Genomic DNA, 16,563 nt, shown 5'->3' on the forward strand with positions numbered 1-16,563 from the left:
TACGCCCTTTCGATCAGGTCGCACAGGACGACGACCCCGCTCGAAGCTACCGACTCGCGGGCGCGGGGCGAAACCATGGGTTCATGGCGCGACAATACTCCACCCGCCCACCACACGCTGCTGACCGGGCAGTGCCAGGGCATTGGGAAGGTGATCTCGTGTGAGGCGCTCAGGGTGGAAAGCACGCGATCATCACCTTGATAGAACGGCATAGCCGGTTGTTCATGGCCAGGTTGTTAACCACCGATCACACGTCCCAGACCGTGGTCACCGCGTTGAAAGACATGCTCGGGCAGATCAACCAGATGGCTATCGCCCCAGACCGTCGCGTCCAGACCCTGACCTGGGATCAGGGCGCGGAAATGGATGCCAGTGGTCAGCTGGCCGAACATTTTGAGGGGTTGAAGCTCTACTTCTGCGATCCGCACTCCCCATGGCAGCGGCCGAGTAACGAGAATATTAATGCCGAGCTACGCCGATTCATTCCGAAAGGCACCGATCTTGCCACGGTGACCCATGAGCAACTCCAGGAATATGAAGACCTCATCAACGACACTCCACGGGTGGTGCTAGATGGACTGACCCCGAGGGAAGTATTCTTTAACCTCGACCCATCCGAAGATGTTGCATTCACCGCCTGACCCTTCCCGCATATTTGTCGGACTTCTGCTGCACATTCGGATATCAGCACTCGAATGCCGCCGCCCGCAGGGCACCCACCAGGTTCGGGTTGCTCGTGCCATCCGTGTCACCAGCGGGGCGCCTTACTATTTCTGCCTGATCACTCCAGCGCTACTTCTTCCGCACTACCACTTCAGCGCTACCACTTCCGCACTACCACTTCAGCGCTACCACTTCCGCCCTACCACTCCAGCGCTATCACTTCCGCCCTACCACTCCAGCGCTACCGCTTCCGCGCCCCAGTGCGACCTAGCACTCAGGCACGTTCACCGCCACGTTTACTGCCAATCCCCCGCCCGCGGTCTCCTTGTACTTCGACGACATATCAGCACCCGTTTGGCGCATGGTCTCGATGACCTCATCCAAGGTGACGTGATGCTCTCCGTCGCCACGCAACGCCATCTTCGCAGCGTTAATGGCTTTACCGGCGCTGATTGCGTTGCGCTCGATACAAGGAATCTGCACCAATCCACCGATCGGGTCGCAGGTTAAGCCCAGGGAGTGCTCCATCGCAATCTCCGCGGCGTTCGCAACCTGACGAGGGGTTCCACCCAGCACCTCGGTCAATCCGGCAGCGGCCATGGACGCAGCCGAACCGACCTCCCCTTGGCACCCCACTTCGGCACCCGAAATGCTGGCGCGTTCCTTGTACAAAGATCCCACGGCACCGGCCGCCAGCAAAAACCTGCGGGCAGTCTCCTGCGGGTCTGCCTTGCCCGAGGCCGTAAACTCCCGTGCGTAGAACATCACGGCAGGGATAATGCCCGCCGCGCCATTCGTGGGTGCAGTCACCACGCGCCCACCGGCCGCGTTCTCCTCGTTAACGGCAAGAGCAACGAGGTTTACCCAGTCCTCCGAGAACTCCGCAGTCCGGTTTGGATCTTCCTCCTGTAGCTGGTCGTACCAGCGCTTAGCGCGGCGTCGAACATGTAAATTACCCGGCAACAAGCCGTCAGAAGAGATCCCACGTTTAGTGCAATCCTGCATAGCCTGGGCAATTTCATCCAACTGACGATCAATCTGTTCATCGCTATAGCGCGAGCGCTCGCACTGTCGCTGCACCGTGCCAAAGGAAACACCCGCTGCTTCCGCTAAGGAAATGAGCTTTTCGCCAGATCCAAACACCCAGTCTCCCGTGATTTCCCCGAGAGTGGGGGTTTCTTCCTCCGTGCGAATAAATCCCCCGCCGATGGAGTAATAGGTTTGTTTGAAGCAGTTGTCGCGATCCTCCGGAATGCCCACGAATGTCACCGCATTCGTATGGATAGTACGGCGGACGGCAGGACGCAGAATGATATCTTCAAAACCACAGGTCACGGGTAGGTTTTCATCCCCCGCGAGGTAGATGGTGCGAGCTTCACGGATCTGCTTGATGCGCGTGGCCATGTAATCGGGATCCACCGTGGCTGGATCGCAACCATCCAAGCCCAACAAACACGCATCCAACGTACCGTGACCCAAGCCAGTGGCAGCCAGCGATCCATAGAGGATGACCGAGATCGCCCGGCCCACTGGGCTTTCCTCGGAGGTTACCGGGGTGACCACTCCTGCGATCTTCCCCTCTGTGACAGGTTCCAAGGCGGGGAATGGGTCGGCCGTGGCCACGCTCCCATCTTCGGTAGCTAACCATTGTTTGCGCAGCTCAGTAGCGAAAGTCAACCCGGCGCGCATCGGGCCCACCGTGTGAGACGAAGAAGGCCCCACCCCGATCTGGAAGAGATCAAAAACGCTGACAGTCATGGTGGCCAGTGTAACGACTCTTCGAGACACGGGACGGAGGACTTCGGGGCTTAGCTTTCCACCTGGAACTCAGCCATGCGATCCCACTCCGTCTTGCCTTCCAGAGTGGTGTTGATGATCTGAGGGGTTTCCTTCAAGACCTTCGGGAACATTTCCGTGGCCTTCTTGAAGTGATCAGAATTGACGTGGGCTTCTGCCGCGTCATCCTGGAACCCCTCGATCAAGATGTACTCGTCTGGGTTGTCCGTGTTCCGGAACCAATCGAAGAACAAGCAGCCGTCTTCCTTGCGAGTAGCCTCCGTGAATTCCGCAACAACCTCACGGAAGTTTTCTACGTGCTCTGCCAGTGGCTTGAATCGAACGTTAATAAGAATCATGTTGTCGACTCTAGGCCGTCCCCGGCCGGGCTTGCATCATTACAGGTCAGGAGTTCCGATACTCAGCCCTAGGAACACGTTCTGCGAAACCGGGCGGTGAAATTATCGACACCATGAGACTCCGAGACAGTGAAAATCGAACATGTCTCAAAGCGATGTCTGACTTCGGTGTGAGAATGATGTTGTGGTTAAACGAAGCCAGATTCCTTCCTTTTCGGTGAAGGCTCCAACTCACGTGAAACCACCCAAGACCCATCCGCATTCACACACCACGATGCGAATGCGATTCCCCCTCGGGAATCTTGCCCACCTGAGAGTTATCCACAGAAAGGTTCTGGACAAATGAACACCCGCCGCATCATCGTCACTACTGGATTCGCCATGACTGTGCTCCTAGGCGCCTGCAGCTCTCCGGAGCCCACTGCAGCCCCCGAGAGCACGGTCGTCAACACGACGATGGAAAAGCTTCCGACTCCCCAAAGCGCAAAACCTAATCCAACCCTAGGGGCTGCCTCCGAACACGGCACCAATACGTTCGGGGACTCAAACCCTCCGCAGGTCAAGCCAGCGGCGCAACCCGAACCATCCGCATCAACCAGTAGTGGCGCGCCCGAATTGAGTTTTGGCGATAGCTCTTCTGCCGACGACAACTCTTCCAACCGAGAGCACCGAAATGCGCTCATCAAGGCGGAAAGCTACTTGAGTACCATGCCGTTTTCAGCATCGGGTTTGCGCAAGCAACTGGAGTATGAGCAATTCCCTGCAACCGCGATCGATTACGCCATGGCGAACATCACTGTCGATTGGAACCAGCAGGCCGTGTTGAAGGCCCGCTCTTATGACAGCACTGGCCTCGGGCTGTCCGACGATGGACTTGTCGATCAACTCATCTACGAGGGATTCACTCCAGCCCAGGCACGGTACGGCGTGGACAACATGTAGGTTCACCACTGACTGTTATTTCACCACCGCCTGGCGCCCAGCCCAGGCACGGTACGGCGTGGACAACATGTAGGTTCACCACTGACTGTTGTTTCACCACCGCCTGGCGCCCAGCATAGGCATGATGCGGGTTAGACAGCATGTGGGCAGAGTGCCCAAGCCGTTGGCCAAGCTGAGGCATTCGCCGTGTCACCTGCCACGATAAGTAGTTCATTGTGGTGGAGGTGAACAGGGAAAGCTCACGCGGGAACGACGGGCAGCAAGACGCGGTGGGGGCTTAGCCCTCCAGCTGCTCGCCCAGTTCCATCCACTCAAGCTCCAAGCCCTCGAGTTCATTATTGGTAGCACGTTGTTCGGCATCGAGGGCGCTGAGCTTTTCAGTGTCAATGTTGCCACCGGACGCATCAGCGGCAGCGGCTTCCATCTGCTTGTGCAGGTCCGCCAACTTGTCGTTCAATTTGCCCATTTTGCGCTCAAGCGCGTTCATGTCTTTGCGCAGCTGACGTTCTTCCTGACTAGTCAAACGCGGGGCCGCGGAGGAGGTGGCGTCGGGAATAGGCTGCGAAGCAGTGTCGGCAGGTGCGCCACGGTTAACGCCAAAATTCAGCACATTGTCGTTCTTACCCGCCGCTCGGGCCAGCGCGGTGCGTTTTTCCAGATATTGTTCGATGCCGCGGGGCAGGTTCGTCAGCTTGCCATCGCCGAACAATGCCCACGTGGAATCACAGACACGCTCGATCAAATACCGATCGTGAGAGATCACAACCAACGTGCCCGGCCAGTCGTCCAACAGGCTTTCGAGCTCCTGCAAGGTATCAATGTCCAAGTCGTTCGTTGGCTCGTCAAGCAGCAAAACATTGGGTTCGGCCATAAGCACGCGAGTCAGCTGCAAACGGCGACGCTCGCCACCCGACAGATCCCCCACCGGGGTGCGCTGGCGTTTCGCTGAAAAACCCAGCCGCTCCGCCATCTGGGAGGCGCTGAGTTCCTTATCTCCAATAGTGACATACGTTGCCACGTCCTCCACCGCATCCAGCAATCGGCGCTCTGGATCCAAGTCGTCCAGCTCCTGGCGCAGCCAACCCAACCGGACGGTCTTGCCTTCCTTGCGCTGCCCCTCGACCAACGGGTGCTCCCCTGCCAGCGTTCGCAACAGCGTGGTTTTTCCACTGCCGTTGACCCCGACCAAACCAATGCGTTCACCGGGGCCTAATCGCCAGGTGAGGTGTTCCACCAGCACTCGGCCATCCGGGGTCGCAATCGTGGCGTTTTCTAAGTCGATGACCTTCTTGCCCTGTCGGCGGGCGGAGAAAGCCATGAGCTCCACCTTGTTACGAACTGGTGGAACGTCGTTGATTAAGGATTCCGCGGCCTCAATACGGTAGCGAGGCTTAGAGGTACGCGCCGGAGCACCGCGGCGCAACCAAGCCAATTCCTTACGTGCCAAGTTCTGACGACGCTGCTCTGCTGCATCGGCTTGCCGGGAACGCTCGGCACGCGCGAAAGTCCAGTCGTTGTAACCGCCCTCGTAAATATCCACCGCACCGTCGTGGACCTCCCAGGTGGTAGTCGCAACCGTATCTAGGAACCAACGATCGTGGGTCACCACTACCAACGCCGTGTTGCGCGACAGCAGGTGATCGGCCAGCCATTGCACACCTTCGACATCCAAGTGGTTAGTGGGCTCATCGAGGATAAGCAGATCTAGATCGCGCACGAGCGCGGCAGCGAGGCCCGTACGGCGGCGCTCGCCACCTGAAAGACCGCGTACACGGGTATCCAACCCTAGGTCTGCCACCCCCAAACCGTTAAGAACACCGCGGACCTTGGGGTTGGATGCCCACTCGTAGACCTCCAAACCAAGGGACCCCAACACAGCATCACCAACGGTGGTATCAGCGAGGGAATCCTCCACCAAGACCTCGCGCAGCACATCCTGAGTCACCATCGCCAAACGCAAATCGTTCATGGCTGCCACGCGCCCGGAATCTGGAGTATCCGCCCCGCTGAGGATCTTCAGCAACGTAGACTTTCCACCGCCGTTCAACCCGACCACTCCCACGCGGTCACCCACGTTAACGCCGATGCTGACCTGGTCCAGCAGGGTTTTCAGGCCGTAGGTTTTGGAGACGTTTTCAAAGTTGATCAGGTTCGTTGGGGCAGCCATAGTGTGCACGCCTTTCGTTGGGTTGAACGTGGACTATTCCAAGTGGACTATTCCAAAAGTGCGGGGGATATACGCGGGAGTCAGGTTCGCGCTACTACACGAGCCCCGCTCGCCGGCGATGTGGCGAGCACCGCACGCACCCCACGGGCAGCACCAGTGATACTAGCCAGCACCTCCACCGCGTGTTCTTCGTCGTGGCATAGCACGGCGACCGTGGGGCCCGACCCAGAAACGATCGCCCGCAGAGCCCCCGCCTGGTGCGCCAACCCCAGCGTTTCCCGCAGTTCAGGGAGCAAACTCACGGCAGGAGCTTGAAGATCGTTACCCAGCTGGGCTGCCAATAGTTCCGCCGAGCCACTCCGCAGAGCCTTGATGACTTGTCCAGGATCACCCACGCGCACGTCGGGACGCTGTCCTTCTGCGGCTAGCTGGCGCTGCTCGTCCAGCTTCTTGAAGACCGTCGGAGTGGATAGGCCTTTCTTGTTGGTCACCATTACCCAGTGATAGGTGCCTCGGGTGAGAATCGGTGAAAGATCCTCGCCAATCCCCGTTCCCAACGCAGTGCCACCTAGCAGGCAAAACGGAACATCGGCACCCAATGTCACAGCGCGTGCGTGGAGTTCCTCGATCGGTACGAATTCTGACGGCCAGAAGAACTCGGCCACTGCCACAATGGCAGCCGCAGCATCGGCAGACCCGCCTGCCATTCCCCCAGCCATGGGCACGCCTTTACGAATGTCAATGCGCAGGCCAACATCAGGAGAGTTACGCAGTTGCGCTCCCTGGGCCGCATGCTCACGGGCTACCTCGCGTACCAGTTCCACCGCCCGCCAGGCCAGGTTCGTCGAATCGGTTGGCACGTGGTCGTCGAAAACACTGTCTGCGGTCAACCCCTGTATGCCAGTCTTCGATTCCACACGCGTGATGGTCACGGTTTCGCGCAGGTCCATGGACTGAAAAACAGTCGTCAACTCGTGGTAGCCGTCTGTGCGCGCGTCCCCCACACCCAACAAGAGGTTTACCTTCCCGTAGGCTTCCGCCGTCACGGTCACGGGCGCACCGTGCTGGGACGCCCCTGGCAAAGTTGCATCGGCGCGGGTTGCACCGGGCAAAGTTGCACCGGCCTGCGCCTCTGGGGGTAGGTCAGGCATCGCGGCCCTCCTCACGTGCAGAAGTCAGTGTAGCCAGCCGAACGAAATCGCTGGCCGATAGCTTTTCACCGCGTTCTTTGGGGTCAATCCCAGCGGCGACGAGGGCTAGCTCTGCTGATTGGCCACTACCGAAATGGCCGCTCAGTGCCGCTCGTAGGGTTTTTCTGCGCTGCAAAAAGGCCGCGTCCGCCAGGGTGAAGGTCTCTTTGCGCAGCGCCTGTTCTTCGGGCGTGTGCAACTGCGGCGAATCGGCAGCCCATGGCCGTTGATCGTTGCTGTAACGATCGATGCGCACCAGGCCGGAATCGATTTTTGGCGCCGGCCAAAAAACGTTCTTGCCGATGGTCGCGGCACGAGAAACCTGGCCGTAGTATCCAGCTTTCACACTAGGTACACCGTAGATCTTCGATCCAGGCTTCGCCGCTAAGCGGTCTGCAACCTCCAGCTGTACCATCACAAGCACCCGGTCGATGGTGGGGAATTCCTCCAGCAGGTGCAAAAGCACCGGTACTGAAACGTTGTACGGCAGATTGGCCACCAATGCGGTGGGCAGGGGTCGCCCTGCTGCCTCAAAATCGGCACGGGTCACCTTCAGCGCATCCATTTCAATGACGCCCAGCTTGTCCAACGCCCCCGCGGCGTAATGGTTCACCGTGGCGGGTAGCTTTTGGGCGAGGCGCGAATCGATTTCCACCGCTGTGACCGATTCCACGGCCTCCAACAGTGCCAATGTTAAGGAACCCAAGCCTGGGCCGACTTCAATTACGTGGTCGCGGGAACCGACCTCAGCCGCGGCTACGATCTTGCGCACCGTGTTGGGATCGTGAACGAAATTCTGCCCCAGCTTTTTGGTAGGCGTGATCCCCAGCTCGGCCGCGAGTTCGCGAACTTGAGCTGGTCCTAAAAGCTGGATGGGTTGAGAAGGTTGGGACACCCCTGCAGCTTATCGCAGCCCCAATTTGGACGTACATGCCGGCCACGCGCCCCAGCCTTGGGCAGCCTGCACGCGCTTAGCCACAGCGATCTGCTGCTCACGGGTTGCCATGTGAGCCGCAGGTGCATACTCCGTACCACCGAAACCAGCCCAGGTGGACGGGGTGAACTGCAAACCACCGGAGAAACCATTGCCGGTGTTAATGGCCCAGTTGCCCGTGGACTCACATTGCGCGATCTGGTCCCAGACGGAATCACCTGCGACAGCAGGCGCTGCTGCACCGGTGTTCCCTCCGGCCTCGTTGCCAGCCTTAGACTCATCGGCCTTGGTGCCACGAATAACGATGCGTACCTGTGGCTTAGTGATCGTGCGGGTCTTGATCAGTTCGCGCGAAACTTCGGTACCGTTTTCGCTACGGACGGTGAATACATCGCGAACCTTGCCCGCTTTACCTTCACGGACAACCTTTTCCTCGCCCTTTGCCAGGTTGGAATCTTCCTTCACCTTGACCGGAGCGTCCACAACACGCTCTTCGGTTACGCGCTTCTTAGTCACACGGGTGACGTCGATGTGCATGCCATTCTTGAGCGGAGTGTTGGCCGCTGGCTTTACAACATCATCCTTGCCCAGCGGGGTTCCGCGCAGCTTAAAAATATCCCCAACGGTGCGGGCCGGCAGGCTCATCTTGCCGAACTCGCCACCGTCATTGAGGGTGAACTTCTTCGGGGTGGTGACCTCGAGAGTCATGCCCTCTTCTGGAATGCGCTCGCCACGAGCATCGGACAGCAACTCGGTCGCATCGGTGCGGCCCAGCTGATCCAGCAGGCTGCCGACGGTCAGGGCGGTGGTATCCACAGTCTGCTTGCGACCGTCAACAACCAGGCTGACCTGGCGAGGGGTACGCACGGTGATCGTGTCCGAATCACCAATAGATTCATCCAGGGCGGGGCTGACCATGGCACGCTGATCCACGTCCACACCTGCGGACTTCAATGCGCCCTCGACGGTGCCGGACATGGTGCTGGCTTCGATGATCTTGCCGTTGACGTCAACAGTGACATCCTTTTGGCCAGCTACAGCCACGCCACCACCGACAACGAGGGTTGCCAGCATGCCACCGGTGGCCACGCGCAGCGGGGTGGAGCTGGTGTTGTTGATGCGGTGCAGGGAGGACTTCTTCTTAGGAGACACTCGGACGATTACCTCTCGTGTTATTCAGCCCGATTTCGAACTGGCTATTCGGCTCGGTTGGCGAACCAGGGCAGAAACTACTCTTTCGATAGTTTGTCACAGTACGGTAACGAAAGGTTCATTTCAAAATTATTTGCATAGATGTCGCCCACATCACTTTCTCCCCTTCAACAGGCAAAACATCAATACCGCAAATTCAGTTAAGTCACACGGGTCACAAGCGCCACATGAGTAACACAAGGACGCTAAGCCTCAACGGTAACAATTCGCTATCGAATTACGGCCTTGTTATTTTGTAAATGCGCTCAGCGTTCTCCGAAACTAGTCGCCCAAAACTTTCCGGATCCATACCGCGCACCTCCGCCAAAGCCCGTGCGGTATGACCCACAAACGCCGGTTCATTACGTGCGCCACGGAACGGTTCCGGCGTCATATAAGGTGCATCGGTTTCCACCAAAATCTGCCCGGCATCCGCCAACCGCAAAGCCTCCCGCAGCTCCTCATTGCGCTTGAACGTGGCATTCCCGGAAAACGACAGCACGTAGCCGCGATCCAAGCACTCCTTCGCCACCTCCAACGGCGACGAGAAACAGTGCATAATGACAACCGCTGGACGCGGTGAATCCTCCAGTACACGCAAGATCTCTGCATCCGCCTCGCGGTTGTGAATCATCAACGGCTTACCCGTTTCCACCGCAAGACCAATGTGCCAGCGGAAGGCCTCCTCCTGCACATCCAGGTCTGGAGTCTTTTCGTCCTTCCCAATCCAGTACGTATCCAACCCCGTCTCGCCAATCGCCACACAGCGCTCGTCCGCTGCGAGCTGCCGCAAGCGTTCCCGCACATCCGTGGTCATCGTGTGCGCCAACGTGGGGTGCACCGCAACGGCCGCCCACACTCGATCATGAAACGCCGTGGCTTCTACCGCCCGTTCCGTTTCTTCCAGCCCATCACCGACAGTGCACACCCCGCGCACACCGGCCTGCGCAGCGCGCCCCATGATGTACTCCACCCCCAGCCGATAGGCATCCGGGTCACCCTCTACGTCATATCCCATTTTGCGCACGGTGGCATAGAGGTGCGTGTGGGCATCGAATAGAGTGTCCACCGCTTCTGGGATAGTGGGAGTAGGACGTGATTTCTTTTTAGCCATGCCACCCACCCTAACGCGGGCGCGGCCTATAACCGGGCAGCCACCTCGCGCCTAGAAGCTGCCACAACCCCACCCCGCCCTAGACTCAGCCCCCACCCGCCTACGACCCAGCCCCCGCACCAGCTACGGTTCCCCCCAAGCCGCCCACGATTAAACCCCACCTACGGCTTAACTGCCCCAGCCACAACAATCCCCGCATCACTTTCCTGCTCGCCAGGCTTGTCATCCACGAACACCACGCGGCTGGCTACAATGCCCGCGCCCAACAGCACAGTATTGAAACCCATCAACATATACAGCCCGGCGTTCCAGCTCCCAGTCGCCTCAAACAACAAACCGAACAGGAACGGCCCCACACTCGCGATGGAATAACCAACCGCCTGGGCACCGCTCGACAGCACCGCCGCCGAAGCTGCCGCGCGGGTACGCGTAGCCACCAGCAGCAACCCCAGGTTGAAAGTGGAACAACCCAGAGAAACCAAAACGATCCAGACAAATGGCGCCTTCATTGGGTCATGCAACAGCAGTGCCAGCGCACCCATCATCGCCACGAATGAATAGATTGTCACCATCAGTGAGCCGCGCCGGAACCTACCAACCATCCACGGCACGATCACACTGGTGGCAATGCCAGTCAGCGCGAACGTACCACCGACTACGCCTCCGAGCTGCTCGCTACCACCTGATTCCACCACGATCTTCGGCGCCCAGGTTATGAAGCAGTAGGACATAGAACTGGTCATGGCGAACATCAACACCACACCCCAGCTCACAGGGTGTCTCCATATGTGGCGATAACTCTGCTTAGCCACTCCGGCTGCTTTATCGGCTGCTCGCTGGGCTTTAATTCTTTCCCGACGCCGCCGGCCTCCCACCTCCGGGCCCACCACACGCACCAGCAAAATCCAACACGCGACTGCCAGCACTGGCGGAATGGCCCACAGCCCTAAAGCCAGTTGCCAACCGCCCCTTTGTTCCAAGGGCACAGCCACGACGGACGCCGTAGCCATCGCAGTATTACCTACCACCAGGTAGGCCATGGACATGACGGTGATGCGGAACGGGAAATAGTCCTTCACGACCGCGGGAAGTAGCGTATTAGTAAAACCCACCCCCATCAGGCCAACCATCGTGCCAATGAGGAACAGTAGTTCGTTGGGTGCAAACGTGCGCACGCCAAACCCCACGGCCGCTACAACCATGGATGCAGCGGCGGTTTTGCGAAAGGTCATTGCCCGCGACAGTGGCGCACTCAAAGCCGCTGCCAGTGCGAACATCAATGTGGGCGCCATGCCCACGAGGCCCACGAACAGAGGGGATGCCCCGAGGCTGTCCGAGACCTTGTCCGCGATCGGCGAGAACGAACTGATCGGACTGCGCAGGTTTACACTCGTGAGCAACACCGCCACTACCGCGATGACGGAAATGGTGGTGACAGCGCGTTTATCTTCTCGCCCCGAATGCTCTATCCGACCTTCGCCCACTCCGCACCTCCATCACGCCACGCCAGTTGCAGCATTGCCTCTCATCACCCTTGCTCTATCCGACCTTCGCCCACTCCGCACCTCCATCACGCCACGCCAGTTGCAGCATTGCCTCTCATCACCCTTGCTCTATCCGACCTTCGCCCACTCCGCACCTCCATCACGCCACGCCAGTTGCAGCATTGCCTCTCATCACCGTTGCTCTATCCGATCTTCGCCCACTCCGGACCGGTCTCCGCCAGCTCCGCGTCTAACTTCGCAAACAGTGGCTTTGGCTTGCTTAGCGGCGTTCCCGGCACTAGATCGATGCGCTTCCACGTGGCCTGCTGGTTCTTGTAGTCACCCATGATCACGGGGTACGCGCGACCCGCCTCCGGCACGCCCGTGCCCACAGGGTCCCGTGGGGAATCATCGGTGACTTCCAGGATCTTCGGCTGGGCGGCCCACACACCTTGGCCACCGAGGGTCTCGAAGATTTTCTGTGCACTAAACGGCAGGTAAGGGGTCATCAGGGTGTTGATATCACTCACCACCTGCAATGCCACGTGCAACACCGTACCCAAGCGCTCGCGCTGCGATTCATCCTTGGCCAGCTTCCAGGGCTCCTGGGCCGCAATGTACTGATTCGCGCGCCCGGCAATACGCATAGCTTCAGTGATCCCAGCTTTGAAGCGGGATGCCTGCAACGCCTTTCCAACAACCTCAAATGCGTGAGCAGATTCATCCAAGAGGGCCTTGTCGGCGTCGAGTAAAGAGCCCAGAGGTGGCACCTCGCCGAAGTTCTTGTGCGCCATCGATACCGTACGATTAACCAGGTTGCCCCACTCGTTCGCCAGTTCGGAGTTGATACGGCGGACAAATTCGTCCCACGTGAAGTCCGTGTCCGTCGTCTCCGGGCCAGCCACGGCGATGAAGTAACGCAGTGGATCCGGTCCGAATTCCTTGAGGAAGTCGCGAACGTAGATGACCACCCCCTTAGAGGACGAGAACTTTGAACCTGACATCGTGAGGAACTCGCTGGAAACCACCTCAGTCGGCAGGTTCAGTGTGGGCTCGGCCAGCTCACCGGCTTCGCCACCCCTGGAGCCCTGCCCGGAGTATCCCAAAAGTTCCGCAGGCCAGATCTGGGAGTGGAAGGTGATGTTGTCTTTGCCCATGAAGTAATAGGCCACTGCCTCTGGGTCGTTCCACCACTTCCGCCAAGCTTCCGGCTGGCCGGTACGCCAGGCCCATTCAATTGACGCCGACAAGTAGCCCACCACGGCATCGAACCAGACATACAGCTTCTTCGCATTGTTGTCCTGCCAACCTTCGATAGGGATCGGCACACCCCAGTCGATATCGCGACTCATTGCGCGGGGACGAATGTTCTCCAACAAATTGAGGGAGAATTTCAGGACGTTGGGGCGCCAATCGGTGCGGCCCTTAAGCCACTCCGTCAATGCTTCCGCAAGGGCCGGAAGATCCAGCATGAAGTGTTCTGTATCCACGAACTCGGGGGTTTCGCCGTTGATTTTGGACACAGGGTTGATGAGATCTTCGGGGTCCAGCTGGTTTCCACACGTATCGCACTGATCGCCGCGAGCGTCAGTTGCCCCACAAATGGGGCAGGTGCCCTCGATGTAACGGTCGGGCAAAGTTCGGCCCGTGGAAGGGCTGATCGCCCCACGGGTGGTTTGGGTCACCATGTAACCGTTGTCGTAAAGGCCACGGAAGAGTTCCTGGACGACCGCGTAGTGGTTACGCGTGGTGGTACGAGTAAACAAGTCGTAAGACAATCCCAAGCCGACCAAGTCTTCAACGATGATGCGGTTGTAACGGTCGGCCAGCTCTTGAACGCTCACGCCTTCTTTTTCCGCTTGGACCAGCAGCGGAGTGCCGTGTTCGTCCGTGCCTGAAACCATGAGGACGTCATTGCCAATCATCCGCTGATAGCGGGCAAAGACGTCGGAGGGAACACCGAATCCAGCAACATGGCCGATGTGACGGGGGCCGTTGGCGTAAGGCCAAGCAACAGAGGTGAGAACACGTTGTGACATGCCTACCACATTAAGGTATTGCCACCTGCGAAGAAAAAGATGACCCCACCGCCCTGTGGAGGTGGGGGTTGAAGACCGTTGGGGTTGTTTTTACGCCAATGATTTTCATACAGCACAACTGATGCCCTACCCTGTGAAAAAATGGGGCTGACATACCCCATACAACCCACCCGTGCACACATGATTCTCTTAGGGGTCATATAAGGTTAGCTAATGTGAAGCCCATCGCCTTCAATTGATCTTGACCCTCTCACTCACGAAGGACGACCATGCAGTTAAATCGAGCCACCGAGCTAGGCATCAGGATCCTGATGCAACTGGCCGCTCTAGACGATGCCGCTAGCGCGGCCGGGGTCGCTCCCCCTCGATACACTTCTTCCAGCATTGCAGACGACATTGGTGCCCCACAAACCCACGTTGCCAAGGTTGTCTCCAAATTAGCCGAACTCGGCCTTGTGCGATCCACGCGTGGACGCACCGGCGGAGTGGCCCTGACACCCGAGGCGCTACTGAAGCCACTGGGCTCGTTGATTCGAGATTTGGAAGGCGAGCGACTGGCGAATTACCGCGTTCACGATCCCTGCCCGTTCGTACCCGAATGCGCCCTACACGCCGTATTACGTGGCGCGGCAGAGCAGTTCTTCACGATACTGGACAAGACGACCGTCGCCGATATCGTTCCTGTGTCCCCAGCAAAAGCAATGCCGGTGTAACGCGAAAGTTGCGCGACACCGGCAGCGATAAGTGCGAAACTGTCCTGGGCGGTTAATCCTTCGCCCTATTCGCAGACTTCTCCCCCACATTGAAACGGCGCACCCCGCGACCGTTCTGCTTGTTCAGATAAGCGGCCACGCGTTTTTCGCGTGCATCCCTCATGGCGTAATGCCGCTGAGCCTTGTGGTCCAAATACAGCGGGTCATTGGACAATGACTTCACGATTGCGAACATCAACGCAATAATAATCAGCACAAACGGGCTGGCCGCGATGATCGTGATGTTTTGCACATTGGTCAGGGCATCTTCTCCACCCGTCCAAATCATGACGATCGCGATGATTGCGGTCATCAATCCCCACAAGACGGTGACTTTGCGGTTGGCCTCCACACGGCCGTTTTGGGACATGGTTCCCATCACCGTCGATGCGGAATCCGCAGAGGTGATGAAGAACGTGGCCAGCAAAATCATGGCCAGCAACGAAGCCGCGTAGCCACCGGGCACAGTATCCAACAGGTTGAACAGCTGCTTCGTGGCATCTCCATCGCCCCAGATCGACTGATTCGTCTCCTCTGCATGAATGGCGGAACCACCGAAGATGGAAAACCATACGACGGTCACTGCCAACGGCACCATGAGGATAACGGTCACGAACTCACGAATGGTGCGGCCACGGGAGATGCGAGCTAGGAACATACCGACGAATGGGGACCAGGAGACCCACCAGGCCCAGTAGAAGATAGTCCATGAGCCCAGCCACTTGCCGGCACCTTCGCTGGAATCGGCGGTGCGGGCCGCCATGGAGAAGAACTCGGACAGGTAGTTGCCCAAGGTAGTGGGGATCAGATTCAAGATGACAACGGTGGGTCCCACAATCAGCAGGAACAAGGCCAGCAGACCAGCCATGATCATATTGGCATTGGAGATGTACTGAATACCTTTACCCACACCAGATGCAGCGGAAACGAGGAAGCACACACCCAGCACGATGATCACCCCGATCATCACTCCCATGCCGGGGTTAGTCCACAGGTTAGTGGCTTCCATACCTGAGGCGATCTGAGTGGCACCAATACCGAGGGATGCTGCGGTGCCGAAAACTGTCGCGAAGATCGTGAAAATGTCGATGATCTTACCCAGTGGGCCGTGGGCTCGGCGCTCGCCGATCAGCGGAATGAAGGCCGAGCTCAATAGCTGCTTCCGGTCCAGGCGGAAGGTGGTGTACGCGATAGCTAGGCCCACGATGGCATAGAGCGACCATGGGTGCAGTCCCCAGTGGAACATCGTGGTGGCCATCGATACCCCAACATCACCCGGTTCCGTTCCCGGCACACCTTGGCGGTAATAGGTCAGTGGTTCTGCCACACCATAGAACATCAAACCGATGCCCATACCGGCGGCGAACATCATGGCTACCCAAGACGCGGTGGAAAACTCCGGCTCCTCGCCATCCTTACCCAACCGAATGTGGCCGAATTTACTGAAGGCGATGAACAGGATGTAACCAACGAACACTGTGCCGGCCAAGACGAACAGCCATCCCCAATCATTGGTGATGTACGTCAGTGCCTTTCCAGAGAATGCCTGAAAGCTGTCTTTCCCCAGCAATCCCCAGGCGACCACCACCAAAGTGAGCGCGAGCGCCCCAAACGTGACGGTCCAATTGATTGGCGCATCGTCATCGAGCCGTGCCTGCTGGCTTACCTTCGGATCGTTGGCGGGATCGACGAAGGCTTCCGCCAGCGCTTGCTCTTCGGAATTTAATCTCTCCCCTTGCTGTGGGTTTCCTTGTGAAATCGTCATATTCTCCACAGTGGTGGCAGGGGGGCGCAATATCAAACCCTCCGGGACTTTTCACCGTGCGATCGCGGCCTTTCACCACACTTCCCGGCTGCATCCCTTATGCATCTTTTTCTAGCCGACGCCCCGCTAAGTCCTCTGTTCGCCCTGCTTGGGCACCTATTCTTGATCTATGTGCGTGGCGGCGGGG

General features: G+C 58.4%; 12 protein-coding genes and 1 pseudogene. 3 read left to right on the forward strand and 10 right to left on the reverse strand.

What is annotated here, in order from left to right; genetic code table 11:
* Positions 1-185: 185 nt before the first annotated feature.
* Positions 186-641: pseudogene (locus CAURIC_RS08055) on the forward strand (IS30 family transposase); the annotation flags it as partial.
* A 289-nt stretch (positions 642-930) separates the two neighbouring features.
* Here CAURIC_RS08055 and CAURIC_RS08060 read toward each other — a convergent pair.
* Positions 931-2,421 (reverse strand): L-serine ammonia-lyase, encoded by a 1,491-nt coding sequence (locus CAURIC_RS08060; RefSeq protein ID WP_290182407.1) that lies wholly within the window; start codon positions 2,419-2,421, stop codon positions 931-933.
* A 50-nt stretch (positions 2,422-2,471) separates the two neighbouring features.
* On the reverse strand, positions 2,472-2,798 hold the full coding sequence (locus tag CAURIC_RS08065) for a putative quinol monooxygenase (protein ID WP_035113274.1): 327 nt from the start codon (positions 2,796-2,798) through the stop codon (positions 2,472-2,474).
* Between the two features lie 342 nt (positions 2,799-3,140).
* On the opposite strand from CAURIC_RS08065, the gene CAURIC_RS08070 reads away from it, so the two are divergent.
* Entirely contained in the window at positions 3,141-3,740 is a 600-nt protein-coding gene (locus CAURIC_RS08070) for an Ltp family lipoprotein (RefSeq protein ID WP_052094797.1), read from the forward strand.
* Positions 3,741-4,017: 277 nt separating this feature from the next.
* Here CAURIC_RS08070 and CAURIC_RS08075 read toward each other — a convergent pair whose 3' ends face one another.
* The 7 genes from CAURIC_RS08075 to metG all read right to left on the reverse strand — a co-directional run bounded on the left by CAURIC_RS08075 (position 4,018) and on the right by metG (position 13,859).
* Entirely contained in the window at positions 4,018-5,907 is a 1,890-nt protein-coding gene (locus CAURIC_RS08075) for an ABC-F family ATP-binding cassette domain-containing protein (protein ID WP_290182410.1), read from the reverse strand.
* A gap of 80 nt (positions 5,908-5,987) precedes the next feature.
* Entirely contained in the window at positions 5,988-7,058 is a 1,071-nt protein-coding gene (locus CAURIC_RS08080; RefSeq protein WP_084588084.1) for a 4-(cytidine 5'-diphospho)-2-C-methyl-D-erythritol kinase, read from the reverse strand.
* On the reverse strand, positions 7,051-7,992 hold the full coding sequence (gene rsmA / locus CAURIC_RS08085) for a 16S rRNA (adenine(1518)-N(6)/adenine(1519)-N(6))-dimethyltransferase RsmA (RefSeq protein ID WP_035113273.1): 942 nt from the start codon (positions 7,990-7,992) through the stop codon (positions 7,051-7,053). The genes CAURIC_RS08080 and rsmA overlap by 8 nt, the downstream gene beginning before the upstream one ends.
* A 9-nt stretch (positions 7,993-8,001) precedes the next feature.
* On the reverse strand, positions 8,002-9,183 hold the full coding sequence (locus CAURIC_RS08090; protein WP_035113272.1) for a resuscitation-promoting factor: 1,182 nt from the start codon (positions 9,181-9,183) through the stop codon (positions 8,002-8,004).
* Between the two features lie 277 nt (positions 9,184-9,460).
* Positions 9,461-10,336, reverse strand: a complete 876-nt coding sequence (locus tag CAURIC_RS08095) for a TatD family hydrolase (RefSeq protein WP_035113271.1) — start codon at positions 10,334-10,336, stop codon at positions 9,461-9,463.
* Positions 10,337-10,497: 161 nt separating this feature from the next.
* Positions 10,498-11,820 carry an MFS transporter gene (locus CAURIC_RS08100; protein ID WP_052094795.1) on the reverse strand — a complete coding sequence of 441 codons (1,323 nt, stop codon included), beginning with the start codon at positions 11,818-11,820 and terminating at the stop codon, positions 10,498-10,500.
* Between the two features lie 203 nt (positions 11,821-12,023).
* Positions 12,024-13,859 carry a methionine--tRNA ligase gene (metG, locus tag CAURIC_RS08105; protein ID WP_290182415.1) on the reverse strand — a complete coding sequence of 612 codons (1,836 nt, stop codon included), beginning with the start codon at positions 13,857-13,859 and terminating at the stop codon, positions 12,024-12,026.
* A gap of 269 nt (positions 13,860-14,128) precedes the next feature.
* Here metG and CAURIC_RS08110 point away from each other — a divergent pair, with 269 nt between their 5' ends.
* On the forward strand, positions 14,129-14,572 hold the full coding sequence (locus CAURIC_RS08110) for an RrF2 family transcriptional regulator (RefSeq protein ID WP_035113270.1): 444 nt from the start codon (positions 14,129-14,131) through the stop codon (positions 14,570-14,572).
* Positions 14,573-14,624: 52 nt separating this feature from the next.
* On the opposite strand, the gene CAURIC_RS08115 is transcribed toward CAURIC_RS08110, so the two are convergent.
* Complete coding sequence (locus tag CAURIC_RS08115; protein WP_084588083.1) at positions 14,625-16,376, reverse strand: BCCT family transporter; 1,752 nt, start codon at positions 16,374-16,376, stop codon at positions 14,625-14,627.
* Positions 16,377-16,563: the final 187 nt, after the last annotated feature.

Source organism: Corynebacterium auriscanis, assembly GCF_030408435.1.
GTDB lineage: Bacteria > Actinomycetota > Actinomycetes > Mycobacteriales > Mycobacteriaceae > Corynebacterium > Corynebacterium auriscanis.